We start from the raw sequence: 17,545 nt of genomic DNA, 5'->3' as shown, positions 1-17,545 counted from the left end.
ATTATGCGAAGCGGTATCCTGCAAGCCGCTGTGCGTAAGGCGCGAAGTCGATGCTGTTGGCCTGCTTAATCTGTTGTATCGGTTCTTCAGGAAAAGCCTCTATGCCATGAAGCGCGCCGCAGATGGCGGTTGCCATCGCGCCAATAGTGTCGGTGTCGCCGCCTAAATTGGCTGCCAGCATAGCGCATTTCATGGGCTGCGTTTTTGCCAGCTCGACCAGCGCAATCGCTGCGGGGACAGACTCGATAATATCCATACCGGCGCCGATATCCTCATAAATACGTTCGATACCTGTCAGGTGGTCAGTCTCTCCGGAGATCGTTTCCAGCGCCAGGTGGATACGGTTCCCAAGAAGTGGACTAAAAGTGGACTCGTAATGGCGCTGGGTTTCATTTGCCAGCGAAGCCAGCTCCGTTTTGATTAACGGCCATTCGGCCCCTTCAATGGCGCGGCTGATCGCCCAGGCAATGACCACCGCGCCGGCGATGGCGATGTCGGATTTGTGCGTCGGCAGGCAGGATAGCCGCACTTGCTCAATGAAAAACGCCCTGTCCCCGGTGGGCAGTCGACAGCCCATCGGCGCCACGCGCATTGCCGCACCGTTGGTCACGCCGTTGGCCGCGATCTCATCCAGCGGTTGCCCCTGTTCGAGCGCGATCAGAGAAGCCTTTGAGGTTGGGCCGAGAATATTTTTCTCAAATGCCTGGCAGCGTCGGGCCCACAGCAGGATGTGTCTGGCGATGGCCAGTGGATCGGTCACGCCGTTGTTTTCATCAAGCGCATCCATCAGCGCGATGCACTGATGGGTGTCATCCGTGAACTCGGCGGCGCGAAATTCGCAGGCAGCAATATTCTCTTTCGGTCCGGGAAGAAAGCGTTCAATCCAGCCAAAATGGTTAATGATTCGACGTTTAGGCCACAGTTCAGAGGGCATGCCCATCGCATCACCGATGGCTTGCCCAAAAAGACAGCCAAGGATGCGGCTTTCGGCAATATAGGTAGGGCGAATATCAGACATCGTCGGCTCCCAGGAAGAAATGAATAAAAGTTAATCTAAAAATAGATCCAGATTAAGTCCAGTTAAAGTCCTTTATCATCATGCTGTGATCGCAGGCGCATTCTGAGAGAAAAATGCGGCGCTCAAAATAGTGGGGAGACGTTATGATGGGGCTATTGATTCCAGTATGGATCCACTATGATAAATCCACTGCCACTGAATTCCGCAAGGCCACGAAATTATGTCGCAACCGTTGCTTGAGTATATAAAAGGGCGTCTGAATGCAGAGGCTCCCGCGCCGCTTTATATTCAGCTTAAACAAGCTATTGAAGCTGCGATGACGGAGCGGTTATTGACGCACGGCAGCATTCTGCCCTCCGAGCGCAAAATGTCGCAGACGCTGGAACTATCGCGCGTGACGGTGGTTAAGGCCCTTGATGCGCTGCTGGAAGCCGGGTTGGTGATTAAGCGCCATGGAAAAGGGACCGAGGTGAATCTGCCGGTAAGCTATAACCTTGCCAGCGGCGGGTTTTCTGCCCAGCTACAAAATTCAGGAACGGTGTCCAATCGATGGCTGGTGCGGGAAAAGCTGGCGGCGGATGATTTTCTGGCTCGTGAGCTGGAGATCGCGGTCGGCGATCGGGTGGCGAAAATTAAACGCGTACGTCTGGTCGATGCCCTTCCGGTTTCTATCGAAACCATGTTTATTCCCGAGCGTTTCTTGCCCCGCCCGGATTTACTTGAAGGGTCGCTGTACGCGCACTGGGCGGAAAATGCTATTTTTCCCGATCTTCAGGATTACTCCTTGACGGTACATGTTCCTTCGGGGGAAGAGCTGAATTTGCTCGACTTGCCGCAGGGGGTGCCATTGATGAAAATTACGCTGAAAAGCCGTAATGCTCAGGGCGAGGTGCTTGAGTACGGTACCGCCTTCTGCCTGAGCAATTACTTTAATTTTGATTTCAGAGTGAAGCTCCAGTCGTTGCCTGGCGGCAAACCAGACGTCGTACGCAGAAAAGAGGCGTGATGCCAGTATCCGGGCGATGCTGGTAAAGATGCCCTTCAGGCGATGCATTGTTGCCAGGCGGCGGAGAAGGGCATTACCAGCAGCAGCGAGGGTAGCATGTTCGCCGTTGGAAAAGCGCGAATACCGCAGAGTCGAAAACCCGTCGCCAACATGACGATGCCGCCGCAGGCCGTAAAATCCGCGATCATTGACGGAGTGATAAACACCATAATAAAGCTGGCGGCGAAGAAGAGGATCGCAAATACAATTAGCTGGGGCACAAAAATAACGGCGATGATATACCCCAGCGCGGAGGCAAAAATAGCGGCGGTGAAGAAGTCGAGAATAGATTTAGTGATCAATATTGTCGCATCTCCGGTCATTCCTTCGGTTAATGCACCAAAAATACCGGTTCCGCTGGCGCAAAACAGGATCAGTACGGCGATAAACTGGTTGGTAAAATCCTCTGGCTCCATACCGGAGTTGCCGTTGGTGGGAAAAACCTTCTCGATAGGACCCCGAAGCTTCATTGCGGCATTTTCGATAAGCTTTTCGATATGCAGCAGGCTACCGATAATGGTACCCACGATGACTGCCAAAGCAATAGGCGGCAGATTTATCAACTTATTGAGAAAAAACACACCCATACTGATGGATATTAATCCGGCGATTAGCGGTAAGGTTTTTTTTAAATGCTCAGGAATAAATCGGTTGAGAGAAGCACCAAAAATGGCACCGATAAGCAGTGAACCACTGCAAATAAAAATACCTAGCGGCATGATATATTCTCCATAAATGAAAAGGGCCTGTTATTAGGCCCTTTAGTTGTAATGGGATGGGTTATTTAATATTAAACACGCGGCTAGCGTTGCCCCAGGCAATTTTATCTTTCAGTTCAGTATCCATTTCCAGCGGATCGAACCAATCGCAGGCCTGATGAATATCTTCATAGGGATAATCGACGGAAAACATCACGCGATCCGGGCCCATAATATCAAGCGCATTTTGCAGCGAATAAGTATTAAAGTGGCCGCTGGTGGTCACGATAAAGTTATTCTGCAAATAGTGCATTAATGGTTTTTCTGCTTTGCCGAGGCCGCAGCCGAAACGCTGGCGATAGAGACGATGCTGCGTTCGTGGCAGCATATGGACCAGTCCTTCGCCTAAATGGCCCAGCACCAGATTCAGGTTTGGATAGCGGTCAAACAGTCCGCTCATCATCAGGCGAATCGCATGAACTGCGGTTTCCTGCGCAAACCCCCAGGCGGAACCGATCAGGCTTTCATAGCCGGTGTAGATACCGCGCGCAGCGCCTTCTAATGGTTCACGAGGATGCAGATAAACGGGAACGTTCAGCTCATTGACTTTATCCCAGAATACCAGCATCGATTCATCATCCAGGTACAGGCCGTGTTCGCTATCCTGGACATTGGTATAACCGTTAATCAGCGCGCCTTTCATTCCCAGTTTTTTTACTGCGCGATCCAGCTCTTCGGCCGCAGCTTCGGGATTTTGTAATGCTAAAGTAGCGAATGCGCTGAATTTATCCGGATTGGGTTTAACGTAGTTCTCGATGATATAGTCATTGGTTTCGCGAGCAAAAGATACGGCTGTCGCTTTATCTAAAATAGATTGGGCCCCAGGTGAAGTTAAAGAAAGGATAACATGGTCAATATTCCTCTGGGCCATTTCATTCAGCTGATAGCTACGATCTAATAAGCGGCGCTCAACGTCCTGCATGTATTCAGAACCATTTCTTGAGGCTTCACCCGTGGCATCCCACAGGCTGTTATTTTTAAGTGTTGAAACGTGTTCTTCTAAAGCGATTTTACCACGCATAATCTATTCCTCTAATCGTTTTCGATATTATCTGATGCGAGGAGAATAGGATTTTTTACGTATTGGCAGCAATAAGCAGAATGTAATACAGACTATCAGGAAAACTAATACAGTATTATGATTTGAGGTCTAAAAATTAATAGATGGTTGTGTTACTGCCCGTTGTGGGTAAGTTGACGATCAGCGACCGTAGCCAGATATGCCCCGGATCGCGATGTAGACGCTGATGCCAGACCTGGCGAATAGCAATTTCCGGTAACGAAAATGGCAACGGCCAGCTGCAGCAGGGATAGCGATTAATAATATGGTTCGCCAGCTGTTCGGGGACGACGGCAAGCAATTCGCTATCCGCAACCAGTTCGCCTGCGCCTAAAAAGCTGGGGAGGGTGAGGGCGATACGGCGCGGCATGCCGTACTCATTAAGCAATTTATCGATATCGCCATGCCCTGTGCCGTTGACGTGAACGGCAAGATGCTTTTCCAGCCGCCAGTTCTCGGCAGTAAACGAGTCTCGGATCCGCGGATGGTTTTCTGCCGCCAGGCAAACGTAGGATTGATTAAACAGGCGTTGCTGATAAACGCTATCCGGTAGCTGCATCAGATAGCCAATAGCTAAATCGCATTTACCCGACTCAAGCGCGCCCAGCGTTTGATCGTCGATATTCAATACGGAAAAAGTAATGCCTTCGGCGCGCTGCTGCTGTAGCAGAGCCTGCAGCGGCGGTAACAACGTCATTTGGCTAATATCGGTCATGCCGATAGTGAAGTTACGCGTATTGGTTTGGGGGTTAAATTCAGGATTGCCGGGAAGTTGGTTATCGACTAGCTGAAGAATGGTAAAAATGGTCTGGGCGATATCATCGGCGCGAGGCGTGGGCACCATACGTTGCCCGATTCGCACAAACAGGGGATCGTCAAAATGCTCGCGCAGCTTTTTCAACAACAGGCTGCCGGTCGGCTGACTGACGTTGAGCGCTTCGGCGGCAGGAGAGACATTCCCCAGGCGGAAGAGGGCGGAAAAAAAACGTAGCGATTTGAAGTCCAGTTCTTCTCGCATGATATTCCCCTGATTGGGCTATTTTGCTGCGCCATCCTCGTTCAGCAGTAGCGGCCAGTGAACGTAGCTCTGCCACTGGCACTCCTGTTCGACCATTTCCCGGCCCAGCGGATGATTTTCCATCCACCCATGGGGCAGCGTTAACGTCAAATTTTCATCGACGGCAGCCAACGTAATCATCGGCAGCAGGTCGTCGCGTCGGCGGCTGGCAAACAGAATAGCCAGACGCAGCAGACGACACATATGCTCCGCGACTCTCGGCGGAACCGCGTTTTGTTGATGAAGGGAAGAAAGGTCGACGGTGCTGGTTTGGTTTAACAGCAGGGTCGCCAACAGCTTCTTTTGCGCGGGGGTAAAGCCGGGCAGGTCCAGATTGCGCACCAGCCAGGCGGCGTGCAGAGGCGCCTGCTTGTACTCCACGCTCAGGCCGATTTCATGCAGCTGGCAGGCGCTTTGCAGCAAATCGAAGCATAGCGGCTCAATTTCCCAGCTGTTTTCCACCTGATGAACGAAATGGGCGGCCAGCTGGGCAACGCGCTGCGCCTGTTCGGTATCAACCAGAAACCGGCGCTGAATATTACGTAAGGTACGACTGCGAATATCCTGATCGATCGACAGGTGCAGCATGCCGTAGACCAGACCTTCACGCAGCGCGCCGCCGGCGAGCGTCATGCACTGAATGTTCAGCTCGCTGAAGATGGCCATGAGAATCGCCAGTCCGCTAGGAAAGACGAGCGCGCGTTCAAGGGTCAGGCCTTCAATCTCCAGCTCTTCCAGACGACCGCACTGAATAGCGCGCTGTTTGAGCTGCTGTAGTTTGGCTAAGGTGATGCGTTCATCCATCCCCTGCGCCATCATGATTTCTTGTAACGCCTGGACCGTACCGGAAGCCCCGACGCACACTTTCCAGCCGTGATAGCGCAGAACATCGGCGACGGGACGCAAAACTTCACGCGCGGCGGTTTCGGCCTGGTCAAAGTTTTCTTTGGTCAGGCTGCGATCGGCGAAGTACCGTTCCAGCCAGGTCACGCAGCCCATCGACAGGCTAAAAAGCGAGGTGGTTTGCGCGCCGGTGCCGGTAACCAGCTCGGTGCTGGCGCCGCCAATATCCACGACCAGACGCTGATCCGCGCCGCCGGTTGTATGCGCGACGCCCTGATAAATCAGGCGCGCTTCCTCTTCGCCGCTGATAACCTGCACCGCGCAGCCGAGGATTTCCCGCGCTTTTTCCAGAAACTCACCGGCGTTAACCGCCAGGCGCAGCGTCGCCGTAGCGACCACGCGGATTTGCGTCGGGGGAATATCCTGCAAACGCTCGGCGAACAGGCGCAAGCATTGCCAGCCGCGCTCCATGGCTTCGGCAGAGAGCGTGTTGTCGCCATTAAGGCCAGCGGCCAGACGGACTTTGCGTTTGATACGACTGAGGGTCTGGATGCTCCCGGCCACCTCGCGTACAACCAACATATGAAAGCTATTGGAGCCAAGATCGATAGCTGCATAGAGCGAGGTGGAACTCATACACTTCATCCTTCAAGCTGCCTCTGCGCTGGCCGCGTTCTCTTTCCCGGAGCGCTTACCAGAATAGGCTCATCGGGATTCGTTCTCTTGCCGCCTTGATGCAACTTGCATGATGTTGTGTATGGCATATTGCTTTAACCTGAACGACGACGATTACGTGGTGGACCGTTACGACGCGGGCCGTTGCCAGGGCGCGGGCGCGTGAGGCGCAGCGGTCTGGGCAGTTCGGTCATGAGCGCGTCAGAATTGTATTTGCTGACCGGAATTGAATGACCAATATAGGTTTCAATCGCCGGCAGGTTCAGCGCGTACTCTTCACAGGCCAGGCTGATGGAGTGACCGCTGGCGCCAGCGCGGCCGGTACGGCCAATACGGTGAACGTAGTCTTCGCAATCGTCCGGCAGGTCGTAGTTAAAGACGTGCGTAACGGCCGGAATATGCAGACCGCGGGCGGCAACGTCGGTTGCGACCAGAATGTCGATATCGCCGCGGGTAAATTCATCGAGAATGCGCAGGCGTTTTTTCTGCGCGACGTCGCCGGTTAACAGGCCAACGCGATGGCCGTCCGCCGCCAGGTGACCCCAGATATCTTCACAACGATGCTTGGTATTGGCGAAAATAATCGCGCGATCCGGCCACTCTTCTTCAAGCAAGGTCTGCAGGAGGCGCATTTTTTCTTCGTTGGAAGGATAGAACAGCTCTTCTTTAATACGGTGGCCCGTTTTCTGCTCAGGCTCAACTTCGACGTACTCGGCGTTGTTCATTTGTTCGAACGCCAGTTCACGGACGCGATAAGAAAGGGTGGCTGAGAACAGCATGTTCAGGCGCTGATTCGCCGGCGGCATACGGCGGAACAGCCAACGGATATCTTTAATAAAGCCGAGATCGTACATGCGATCGGCTTCGTCAAGAACGACAACCTGAATGGCGCCGAGGTTAATATGGTTCTGTTTGGCGTAGTCGATAAGGCGACCGGTGGTACCGATCAAAATATCCACGCCGCTTTCCAGTACTTTCAGCTGCTTATCGTAGCCGTCGCCGCCGTATGCCAGGCCCAGCTTCAGACCGGTAGACTGCGCCAGCGGTTCGGCGTCAGCATGAATCTGTACCGCCAGTTCACGCGTCGGCGCCATGATCAGCGCGCGCGGCTGGTTGACCTGGCGGTCAGCGATCGCCGGGTGAGTGAGAAGATAATGAAACGTTGACGTCAGAAACGCCATCGTTTTACCGGTACCGGTTTGCGCCTGCCCGGCGACATCGCGACCTTCCAGCGTAAGCGGGAGGGCGAGTGCCTGGATGGGTGTGCAATTATGAAACCCTTTCTTTTCAAGGGCTTCAATCACTGCCGGGTGCAGGGCGAAGTCGGAAAACTTCTGTTCTGTTAAATGTGTTTTGCTCATAGTGTGGTAGAATATCAGCTAACTATTGCATTAAGAAAGCGTATCCGGTGAAATAACGTCAACCTTTCGTTGGCTATGTATGAAATTATTCAAGGTGCGTCTGCGGCAACTGAACGAATCTTCGAAAGCTTAGACTACTAAGCGAGGCGAGGGTGACAAATCTGCGATAAGCCGGTTTGAACGTGGGTTGCTTTATCTTTTGCGGGGCAAAGTTCATGATGGACATTGTGACGCAGATCGATAAAAGAGGCATTCTGAAGAACAGCGTGCGTAACGTAGCATCGACACGTCGTTGATGGCCGCGACACCAACACACCAGGCTTATTCCTGTGGAGTTAAATATGAGCGATAAAATTATTCACCTGACTGACGACAGTTTTGACACGGACGTACTCAAGGCTGACGGGCTAACCCTCGTCGATTTCTGGGCAGAGTGGTGTGGTCCGTGCAAAATGATCGCCCCGATTCTGGATGAGATCGCTGAAGAGTATCAGGGCAAACTGACCATTGCGAAACTGAACATCGATCAGAACCCGGGCACCGCGCCGAAATACGGCATTCGCGGTATCCCGACCCTGCTGCTGTTCAAAAATGGCGAAGTTGCAGCGACCAAAGTTGGCGCGCTGTCCAAAGGCCAGTTAAAAGAGTTCCTCGACGCCAACCTGGCGTAAGCGGCTTGCTCTCCCGGCGTCCAGCCTCCTATTTTTTGCGGATCTCTGGACGCCCGGCGAGAGTCGTGCTAAGTTAATCTCAGACTTCGTTTTAAACATACCTTTGTTTGAATCTTGTTTTACCCAAAGCGTCCCGCAAAAATGCGCGTGAGGCTTATAATCCGGGCTTATCACTCATTCCGTTTAGTCGTTTCAGTTCTGCGTTCTTTCCTGTGACCAGGCAACGTACAGACACGAGATGAAGGCCGTTAACAGGCATGGATGTTCCTGCCATACCATTCACAACATTAAGTTCGAGAATTACCCCGAGTTTAAGAACCCACACCATTATGAATCTTACCGAATTAAAGAATACGCCGGTTTCTGAGCTGATTACTCTCGGCGAAAATATGGGGCTGGAAAACCTGGCCCGTATGCGTAAGCAGGATATTATTTTTGCCATCCTCAAGCAGCATTCGAAGAGTGGCGAGGATATCTTTGGCGATGGCGTACTGGAGATACTGCAGGATGGATTTGGTTTCCTCCGTTCAGCAGACAGCTCCTACCTCGCCGGTCCCGACGACATCTACGTATCCCCCAGCCAAATCCGCCGTTTCAACCTCCGCACTGGTGACACCATTTCCGGTAAGATTCGTCCTCCTAAAGAGGGTGAGCGTTACTTTGCGTTGTTGAAAGTTAACGAAGTTAACTACGATAAGCCGGAAAACGCGCGTAACAAGATTCTGTTCGAGAACTTAACCCCGCTGCACGCAAATTCACGTCTGCGTATGGAACGTGGTAACGGCTCAACGGAAGACTTAACCGCCCGCGTACTGGATCTGGCGTCGCCGATCGGCCGCGGCCAGCGTGGTCTGATTGTCGCGCCGCCGAAGGCCGGTAAAACCATGCTGCTGCAGAACATCGCGCAGAGCATTGCGTACAACCATCCTGATTGCGTACTGATGGTACTGCTTATCGACGAACGTCCGGAAGAAGTGACCGAGATGCAGCGTCTGGTTAAAGGTGAAGTTGTCGCTTCGACCTTTGACGAGCCGGCATCCCGCCACGTTCAGGTTGCCGAGATGGTTATCGAGAAGGCGAAGCGTCTGGTTGAGCATAAGAAAGACGTTATCATCCTGCTCGACTCCATTACCCGTCTGGCGCGCGCCTACAACACCGTGGTCCCGGCTTCCGGTAAAGTGTTGACCGGTGGTGTGGACGCCAACGCCCTGCATCGTCCGAAGCGTTTCTTCGGCGCCGCGCGTAACGTGGAAGAGGGCGGCAGCCTGACCATCATCGCTACGGCACTGATCGATACCGGTTCTAAAATGGACGAAGTTATCTACGAAGAGTTTAAAGGCACCGGTAACATGGAGCTTCATCTCTCTCGTAAGATCGCAGAAAAACGCGTCTTCCCGGCTATCGATTACAACCGTTCCGGTACCCGTAAAGAAGAGTTGCTCACCACTCAGGAAGAGCTGCAGAAGATGTGGATCCTGCGTAAAATCATTCACCCGATGGGTGAAATCGACGCGATGGAATTCCTCATCAATAAACTGGCGATGACCAAAACTAACGATGACTTCTTCGACATGATGAAGCGCTCGTAAGTTAAAAATGCCAGAAAACGCCACGCTATTGCGTGGCGTTTTGTTTTCCGGGTTTGTATGATCCAGCAAGGGAAAACAAAATGGGTATTAACGTATGATGTGTGCAGAATGCTGGCAGGCAGAGACGGCTTTAACAGTCTAAAATTTCTACAATAAATTTGTAATGTTCTGCTTTGCCCCTTCTGGAGTTGAGGCATCATCGTTATACTTCCCGGATTAACTATGCTGAGAGCACATGCGTTGTGAATTTACTCACTGCTATTACTGAATTAATCAGTATTTTCTTATTCACTACCCTGTTTATATTTATCGCCCGCAAGGCGGCAAAAAGAGTTGGGCTGGTGGATAAACCTAACTATCGCAAACGGCATCAGGGTTTGATTCCGTTAGTCGGTGGTATTTCAGTTTTCGCAGGTATTTGTTTTACGTTTGCCATCGCCGATTATTACATTCCCCATGCAAGGTTATACCTGGGGTGTGCCGGGGTGCTTGTGCTGGTCGGCGCGCTGGACGACCGCTTTGATATCAGCGTAAAAATTCGCGCCGTTATTCAGGCCGCTATCGCCGTCATTATGATGATGGTGGGTAATCTTCATCTTAGTAGCCTCGGTTTTATATTCGGCTCTTGGGAACTGGTGCTCGGCCCCTTTGGCTTCTTCCTCACGCTGTTCGCCGTTTGGGCGGCGATCAATGCTTTCAATATGGTAGATGGTATCGATGGGCTGCTTGGCGGCCTCTCCTCCGTCTCTTTCGCGGCAACGGGAATCATCCTGTGGTTTGATGGCCAGTACAGCCTGGCGATGTGGTGTTTTGCGATGATTGCCGCCATTTTGCCCTATATTTTACTTAACCTCGGTGCGCTTGGTCGTCGCTATAAGGTCTTTATGGGTGATGCCGGCAGCACCATGATTGGCTTTACTATCATCTGGATCCTGCTGGAGACCACGCAGGGAAAAACGCATCCTATTAGCCCGGTCACGGCGCTGTGGATTATTGCTATCCCATTGATGGATATGGTGGCGATTATGTACCGTCGCCTGCGTAAAGGGATGAGTCCATTCTCCCCGGACCGCCAGCATATTCATCACTTAATCATGCGCGCCGGCTTTACTTCCCGCCAGGCATTTGTCCTGATCACCCTGGCCGCCGCGCTGCTGGCCCTGGTTGGCGTGGTGGCGGAATACACCCGCATTGTGCCGGAATGGGTGATGTTAATACTCTTTTTGGTAGCCTTCTTTCTTTATGGCTACTGCATTAAACGCGCCTGGAAAGTGGCGCGCATGGTTAAGCGCATTAGACGCAGAATTCGGCGACACAGCGGCAATAATCCTAATTAACCAAGTCAATCTGGGGACGTGATGACTCAACCATTACCGGGAGCACAAACAGTGAACGTTGAGAATGAGCTGGATATTCGCGGGCTGTTTCGCGCCTTATGGGCAGGAAAAAGCTGGATAGCAGGTATCGCAGTGCTCTTTGCACTGATTGTTCTGGTTTATACCTTTTTTGCTCGCCAGGAGTGGAGCGCGACGGCGATTACCGACCGGCCAACGGTAAACATGCTGGGGGGATACTATTCGCAGCAGCAGTTTTTACGCAATCTCGATATCAAGGCCAATCTCGTCTCGGTCGATCAGCCTTCGGTAATGGATGAAGCTTATAAAGAGTTCATCATGCAGCAGGCGTCATGGGATACCCGCCGCGACTTCTGGCTGCAAACGGACTACTACAAGCAGCGCCAGTCGGGTAACGCTCGCGCCGATGCCGCCCTGCTGGATGACCTGATCAACGATATCCAGTTTATGCCCGGCGATGCGCTAAAAAGCGTCAACGATAGCGTGAAGCTGACGGCGGAAACCGCTCCGGATGCCAATAATCTGCTGCGCCAGTATGTGGCTTTCGCCAGCCAGCGTGCGGCAGGGCATCTGAATGACGAGCTTAAAGGCGCCTGGGCCGCGCGTACCATCCAGATGAAAGCGCAGGTGAAGCGCCAGGAAGAGGTGGCACGAGAGATTTTCAATCGCCGCATGCATAGCGTGGAACAGGCGCTGAAAGTCGCGCAGCAGCACAATATCTCCCGCAGCGAAACCGATATTCCACCAGACCAGCTGCCGGATTCAGAGCTGTTTTTACTGGGGCGGCCGATGCTGCAGGCCCGACTGGAAAATCTGCAGGCGGTGGGGCCGCAGTACGATCTTGATTATGACCAAAGCCGCGCCATGCTAACGACATTAAACGTTGGGCCAACCCTGGATCCGCGTTTTCAGACTTACAGGTATTTGCGAACGCCTGAAGAACCGGTAAAACGCGATAGCCCGCGCCGCGTGTTTCTGATGGTGATGTGGGGGATTGTGGGCGCGCTCATCGGCGCAGGCGTTGCGTTATCGCGTCGCCGTGTCCAGTGAATGCGGCCCGTGGTGAAGGACATTCAGCCTTTATCACCTAATCGAAGAGAATCGATGTGAAAGTACTAACGGTATTTGGCACGAGACCAGAAGCTATCAAAATGGCGCCTCTGGTTCATGCGCTGGCAAAGGATCCTCATTTTGAGGCGAAAGTTTGCGTGACCGCGCAGCATCGGGAGATGCTCGATCAGGTGTTGAAACTTTTTTCTATTGTTCCGGAATACGACCTTAACATTATGCAGCCGGGGCAGGGTTTGACGGAGATTACCTGTCGCATCCTTGAGGGCTTAAAGCCGGTGCTGGAGTCGTTTAAGCCGGACGTGGTGCTGGTGCATGGCGATACCACCACGACGATGGCGGCAAGCCTGGCCGCTTTTTATCAGCGCATTCCGGTAGGGCATGTGGAGGCCGGGCTGCGTACCGGCGATCTGAGCTCGCCATGGCCGGAAGAGGGGAACCGTACGTTGACCGGACATCTGGCAACGTACCACTTTGCGCCAACGGAAACCTCGCGGCAGAACCTGCTGCGGGAAAACATCGCCGACAATCGGATCGCGGTAACCGGCAATACGGTTATTGACGCGCTGTTCTGGGTGCGCGACCGGGTGTTGAGCGATGAAGCCCTGCGCAACGAACTGACTCAGCGCTATCCCTTCCTCGCCAACGGCAAAAAGATGATTCTGGTCACCGGGCACCGTCGGGAAAGCTTTGGCCGTGGTTTTGAGCAAATCTGCCATGCGCTGGCGGAGATCGCCGCCAACAATCCGGACGTACAAATTGTCTATCCGGTGCATCTGAACCCGAACGTCAGCGAGCCGGTTAAGCGTATTCTCGGCCACGTTGAGAACGTCATGCTTATTGAGCCACAGGATTATCTACCGTTCGTCTGGCTGATGAATCGCGCATGGTTGATCCTGACCGATTCAGGCGGTATCCAGGAAGAAGCGCCATCGCTCGGTAAGCCGGTGCTGGTGATGCGTGACATGACCGAGCGTCCGGAAGCGGTCAGCGCGGGAACCGTGTGCCTGGTGGGCACCGATAGCCAACGCATCGTCAATGAAGTCACGCGCTTGCTGCAAGATGAGTCCGCGTATCAGGCCATGAGCCGGGCGCATAACCCGTACGGCGATGGACAAGCGTGTCATCGTATTTTGTCTGCACTTAAAAATAATCAGGTAACGCTATGAATTTTTCTACCATTTCAGTGATTGGCCTTGGATATATTGGCCTGCCAACCGCTGCCGCGTTCGCCTCCCGGCAAAAGCGGGTGGTCGGCGTTGATATCAATCAACACGCCGTGGAGACCATTAACCGTGGAGAAATTCATATCGTGGAGCCGGATCTGGCGAGCGTCGTCAAAACGGCGGTTGAACAGGGCTACCTGAGCGCCACCACCGCGCCGGTAGCAGCCGACGCCTATCTTATTGCGGTGCCGACGCCGTTTAAAGATCTGCACGAACCGGATATGGTTTTCGTCGAATCGGCGGCGAAATCTATCGCCCCGACGCTGAAGAAAGGCTCGTTGGTTATCCTTGAGTCCACGTCGCCGGTGGGGGCAACCGAGCAGATGGCGGGCTGGCTGGCGGAAATGCGCCCCGATCTGAGTTTCCCGCAGCAGGCTGGCGAAGCGGCCGACGTCAATATCGCCTACTGTCCGGAGCGCGTTTTGCCGGGGCAGGTGATGGTTGAGCTGATTAAAAACGATCGCGTGATTGGCGGCATGTCGCCGGTTTGCTCGGCCCGCGCCAGCGAGCTGTATAAAATCTTCCTTGAAGGCGAATGCGTGGTGACCAACTCGCGCACTGCCGAGATGTGCAAGCTGACTGAAAACAGCTTCCGTGACGTTAATATCGCTTTTGCCAATGAACTTTCGCTAATTTGCGCCGATCAGGGGATTAACGTCTGGGAACTGATTCGCCTGGCGAATCGTCATCCGCGGGTCAATATTCTTCAGCCGGGCCCGGGCGTTGGCGGCCACTGTATCGCGGTCGACCCGTGGTTTATCGTGGCGCAGAATCCGCAGCAGGCTCGGCTTATCCGGACCGCGCGTGAAGTTAACGATCACAAACCAGAATGGGTAATCGACCAGGTGAAAGCGCGAGTCGCCGACTGCCTCGCGGTGAGCAACAAACGCGCCAGCGAGCTAAAAATCGCCTGCTTTGGCCTCGCGTTTAAGCCGAATATTGATGACCTGCGCGAAAGCCCGGCAATGGCTATCGCCGCGCAAATCGCCCGCTGGCACGGCGGCGAAACCCTGGTCGTTGAGCCAAATATTCATCATCTGCCGAAAAAGCTCGACGGACTGTGCGCTCTGGCGACGCTGGACGAAGCGCTGGCGAGCGCCGATGTGCTGGTGATGCTGGTCGATCACAAGGAATTTAAAGCGGTCGGCGGGGATAGCGTTAGCCAGCAGTTTATCGTCGATACCAAAGGGGTGTGGCGGTGAGCACGATTCTGGTCACCGGTGGCGCGGGATTTATCGGTTCGGCGGTGGCGCGCGAAATCATCACTGCAACTACTGATAACGTAGTGGTGGTTGATAAGCTGACCTACGCCGGAAATCTGATGTCGCTGGCGCCTGTTGCCGGGGATCCGCGTTTCGCCTTTGAACAGGTGGATATCTGCGATCGTGCCGAACTGGACCGTGTCTTCCACCACTATCAGCCCGATATCGTGATGCATCTGGCCGCCGAAAGCCACGTCGACCGCTCTATTGATGGTCCGGCGTCGTTTATCGAAACCAACATTGTCGGTACCTATACGCTGCTTGAAGCGGCGCGTGCTTACTGGAATACGCTGGGGAACGAAAAAAAATCGGTCTTTCGCTTCCACCATATCTCAACGGATGAGGTCTATGGCGATCTGCACGATAGCGGCGCGTTTTTTACCGAAACCACGCCTTATGCGCCCAGCAGTCCCTATTCAGCCTCGAAAGCCAGCAGCGATCATCTGGTACGGGCCTGGCAGCGCACCTACGGACTGCCAACGTTGGTGACCAACTGCTCGAATAACTACGGGCCGTATCACTTCCCGGAAAAACTGATCCCGCTGACCATCCTGAATGCGCTGGCGGGTAAAGCGCTGCCGGTTTATGGCAATGGCGAGCAGATTCGCGACTGGCTGTTCGTTGAAGATCACGCCAGGGCGCTCTATCAGGTAGCAACGCGCGGTGAGCCGGGCGAAACGTATAATATTGGCGGCCATAATGAACGGAAGAATATCGAGGTGGTAGAAACCATTTGCGATCTGCTGGAAGAGCTGGCGCCGCACAAGCCGAATGGCCTGGCGCGCTATCGCGATCTCATCACTTTTGTTGCCGACCGTCCCGGCCACGACCTACGCTATGCCATTGACGCGACGAAAATAGAGCGGGAGCTGGGCTGGACGCCGAATGAAACGTTTACCAGCGGGATGCGCAAAACGGTTGCGTGGTATCTGGCCAATGAATCCTGGTGGCGGCAGGTGCTGGACGGCAGCTATCAGGGTGAACGCCTGGGGCTGCATGGCTGAGCGCTTGAGGGGGGAAAAATGAAAGGTATTATTCTGGCAGGCGGATCGGGGACACGTCTGCATCCGATCACGCGCGGCGTCTCAAAACAGCTGCTACCTATCTACGACAAGCCGATGATCTACTATCCGCTCTCGGTGCTGATGCTGGCCGGGATCCGCGAAGTGTTGATCATTACCACTCCGGATGACCAGCGTGATTTCCAACGACTGCTTGGTGATGGTTCGGAGTTCGGCGTGCAGCTAAGCTACGCCGCACAGCCAAGCCCGGACGGGCTGGCGCAGGCTTTTATCATTGGAGAGGCTTTTCTCAACGGTGAACCATCATGTCTGGTGCTGGGCGATAACATCTTTTTCGGCCAGGGGTTTAGTCCGAAGCTGCGTAGCGTCGCGGCCCGCATGACCGGGGCGACGGTGTTCGGCTATCAGGTGATGGACCCGGAACGCTTTGGCGTGGTGGAGTTTGATGACGATTTCCGCGCGATTTCGCTGGAGGAGAAGCCAAAGCAGCCCAAATCCAACTGGGCGGTAACCGGCCTCTATTTCTACGACGGTAAAGTCGCGGAATACGCGAAACGGGTTAAACCCTCGGCGCGCGGCGAGTTGGAGATCACCTCCATCAATCAAATGTATCTCGACGATGGCGCGCTGACGGTTGAGTTGCTGGGCCGCGGTTTTGCCTGGCTCGACACCGGCACGCACGATAGCCTGATCGAGGCCAGCATGTTTGTGCAAACGGTGGAAAAACGTCAGGGTTTCAAGATTGCCTGCCTGGAAGAGATCGCCTGGCGCAACGGCTGGCTGGACGACGACGGCGTAAAGCGCGCGGCGAAACGGCTGGAAAAAACTGGCTACGGCCAATACTTACTGGATTTACTCCGTGCCCGTCCGCGCCAGTATTAAACCCCTTGAATGGGAAAACCGCTTCTTCGGCGTCAATAGCGCTATCGTACGCTTTGGCGACGATGCGCCGCCGCTGACGGCGCAAGCGCTGGCCGGATGGTCGCGGGTGCAGGCGAAAGTCGCGGCGGATGATGTCGCGCGTCTGGACGCACTGCAGGCATTGGGCTTCCGGCTGGTGGAGGGCGAGGTCGATCTCGCGCTTTCGCCTGCGGCTTCTGATGATAGCGGCGCCGAGCCGGCGACCGAGGTGGATATCCCCCGGCTGCGCGAGCTGGCGGCGCTGGCCTTTGCGCAGAGCCGTTTTCGTGCCCCCTGGTACGCAGCCGATGCCAGCGGTCGTTTCTATGCCCAGTGGATTGAAAATGCGGTGCGCGGAACTTTCGATCATCAGTGTCTGGTGTTTCGCGCCCCTGATGGTGATATTCGCGCGTTTGTCTCCCTGCGCCAACTCAGCGAGCGCGAGGCGAGGATTGGCCTGCTGGCCGGACGCGGCGCCGGAGTGGAATTAATGCAGGCAGCCCAGCGCTGGGCCGCGCTGCGTGGGCTGACGACACTGCGGGTGGCGACCCAGATGGGCAACACCGCCGCGCTTAAACGTTACATTCTTAGCGGTGCGAATATCGAAAGCACCGCGTACTGGTTATACAGGTGAC

16 protein-coding genes are annotated in these 17,545 nt (G+C 54.2%); 10 read left to right on the top strand and 6 right to left on the bottom strand.

The window, feature by feature from the left end:
- Window position 1: 1 nt before the first annotated feature.
- Window positions 2–1,018 carry an ADP-ribosylglycohydrolase family protein gene (locus tag GUC22_RS26185; protein ID WP_024360633.1) on the bottom strand — a complete coding sequence of 339 codons (1,017 nt, stop codon included), beginning with the start codon at window positions 1,016–1,018 and terminating at the stop codon, window positions 2–4.
- A gap of 220 nt (window positions 1,019–1,238) precedes the next feature.
- Between GUC22_RS26185 and GUC22_RS26180 the strand changes: the two genes are divergently transcribed.
- Complete coding sequence (locus tag GUC22_RS26180) at window positions 1,239–2,024, top strand: GntR family transcriptional regulator (RefSeq protein WP_004133295.1); 786 nt, start codon at window positions 1,239–1,241, stop codon at window positions 2,022–2,024.
- Between the two features lie 35 nt (window positions 2,025–2,059).
- Here the strand turns inward: GUC22_RS26180 and GUC22_RS26175 are convergent, their stop codons facing one another.
- From GUC22_RS26175 to rhlB, 5 genes are all read right to left on the bottom strand, one after another.
- Window positions 2,060–2,782, bottom strand: a complete 723-nt coding sequence (locus GUC22_RS26175) for a DUF554 domain-containing protein (protein ID WP_004133293.1) — start codon at window positions 2,780–2,782, stop codon at window positions 2,060–2,062.
- Between the two features lie 61 nt (window positions 2,783–2,843).
- On the bottom strand, window positions 2,844–3,842 hold the full coding sequence (locus GUC22_RS26170; RefSeq protein ID WP_098363549.1) for an amidohydrolase family protein: 999 nt from the start codon (window positions 3,840–3,842) through the stop codon (window positions 2,844–2,846).
- Window positions 3,843–3,978: 136 nt separating this feature from the next.
- The gene (locus GUC22_RS26165; protein ID WP_004133290.1) at window positions 3,979–4,899 is read right to left on the bottom strand and encodes a LysR family transcriptional regulator; all 921 of its coding nucleotides are present in this window, start codon (window positions 4,897–4,899) and stop codon (window positions 3,979–3,981) included.
- Window positions 4,900–4,917: 18 nt separating this feature from the next.
- A complete protein-coding gene (gene gppA, locus GUC22_RS26160) occupies window positions 4,918–6,426 on the bottom strand; it encodes a guanosine-5'-triphosphate,3'-diphosphate diphosphatase (protein ID WP_162685363.1) in 1,509 nt (502 codons plus the stop codon).
- A 125-nt stretch (window positions 6,427–6,551) separates the two neighbouring features.
- Complete coding sequence (rhlB, locus tag GUC22_RS26155) at window positions 6,552–7,817, bottom strand: ATP-dependent RNA helicase RhlB (RefSeq protein ID WP_024360632.1); 1,266 nt, start codon at window positions 7,815–7,817, stop codon at window positions 6,552–6,554.
- 341 nt (window positions 7,818–8,158) lie between these two features.
- Here rhlB and trxA point away from each other — a divergent pair, with 341 nt between their 5' ends.
- From trxA to rffC, 9 genes are all read left to right on the top strand, one after another.
- Entirely contained in the window at window positions 8,159–8,488 is a 330-nt protein-coding gene (trxA, locus tag GUC22_RS26150; protein ID WP_004097507.1) for a thioredoxin TrxA, read from the top strand.
- A 329-nt stretch (window positions 8,489–8,817) separates the two neighbouring features.
- Window positions 8,818–10,077 (top strand): transcription termination factor Rho, encoded by a 1,260-nt coding sequence (gene rho, locus GUC22_RS26145; RefSeq protein WP_002883293.1) that lies wholly within the window; start codon window positions 8,818–8,820, stop codon window positions 10,075–10,077.
- A gap of 242 nt (window positions 10,078–10,319) precedes the next feature.
- Window positions 10,320–11,414, top strand: coding sequence for a UDP-N-acetylglucosamine--undecaprenyl-phosphate N-acetylglucosaminephosphotransferase (wecA, locus tag GUC22_RS26140; protein WP_004127391.1), 1,095 nt, complete (start codon window positions 10,320–10,322; stop codon window positions 11,412–11,414).
- A gap of 21 nt (window positions 11,415–11,435) precedes the next feature.
- Window positions 11,436–12,482: an ECA polysaccharide chain length modulation protein gene (gene wzzE, locus GUC22_RS26135; protein ID WP_064342049.1), complete on the top strand. Its 1,047-nt coding sequence runs from the start codon at window positions 11,436–11,438 to the stop codon at window positions 12,480–12,482.
- A 56-nt stretch (window positions 12,483–12,538) separates the two neighbouring features.
- On the top strand, window positions 12,539–13,669 hold the full coding sequence (gene wecB / locus GUC22_RS26130; protein ID WP_024360631.1) for a non-hydrolyzing UDP-N-acetylglucosamine 2-epimerase: 1,131 nt from the start codon (window positions 12,539–12,541) through the stop codon (window positions 13,667–13,669).
- Window positions 13,666–14,928, top strand: coding sequence for a UDP-N-acetyl-D-mannosamine dehydrogenase (wecC, locus tag GUC22_RS26125; protein ID WP_004133284.1), 1,263 nt, complete (start codon window positions 13,666–13,668; stop codon window positions 14,926–14,928). The genes wecB and wecC overlap by 4 nt, the downstream gene beginning before the upstream one ends.
- The gene (gene rffG / locus GUC22_RS26120) at window positions 14,925–15,992 is read left to right on the top strand and encodes a dTDP-glucose 4,6-dehydratase (protein ID WP_049086030.1); all 1,068 of its coding nucleotides are present in this window, start codon (window positions 14,925–14,927) and stop codon (window positions 15,990–15,992) included. Before wecC ends, rffG begins: the two co-directional genes overlap by 4 nt.
- A gap of 18 nt (window positions 15,993–16,010) precedes the next feature.
- Window positions 16,011–16,892 (top strand): glucose-1-phosphate thymidylyltransferase RfbA, encoded by an 882-nt coding sequence (rfbA, locus tag GUC22_RS26115; RefSeq protein ID WP_004133281.1) that lies wholly within the window; start codon window positions 16,011–16,013, stop codon window positions 16,890–16,892.
- On the top strand, window positions 16,870–17,544 hold the full coding sequence (rffC, locus tag GUC22_RS26110) for a dTDP-4-amino-4,6-dideoxy-D-galactose acyltransferase (RefSeq protein WP_049086029.1): 675 nt from the start codon (window positions 16,870–16,872) through the stop codon (window positions 17,542–17,544). Before rfbA ends, rffC begins: the two co-directional genes overlap by 23 nt.
- Window position 17,545: the final 1 nt, after the last annotated feature.

It is taken from the genome of Klebsiella sp. MPUS7, from assembly GCF_009905335.1.
GTDB classification, from domain to species: domain Bacteria; phylum Pseudomonadota; class Gammaproteobacteria; order Enterobacterales; family Enterobacteriaceae; genus Klebsiella; species Klebsiella grimontii.
This window is presented reverse-complemented; position numbering and strand designations above follow the sequence as displayed.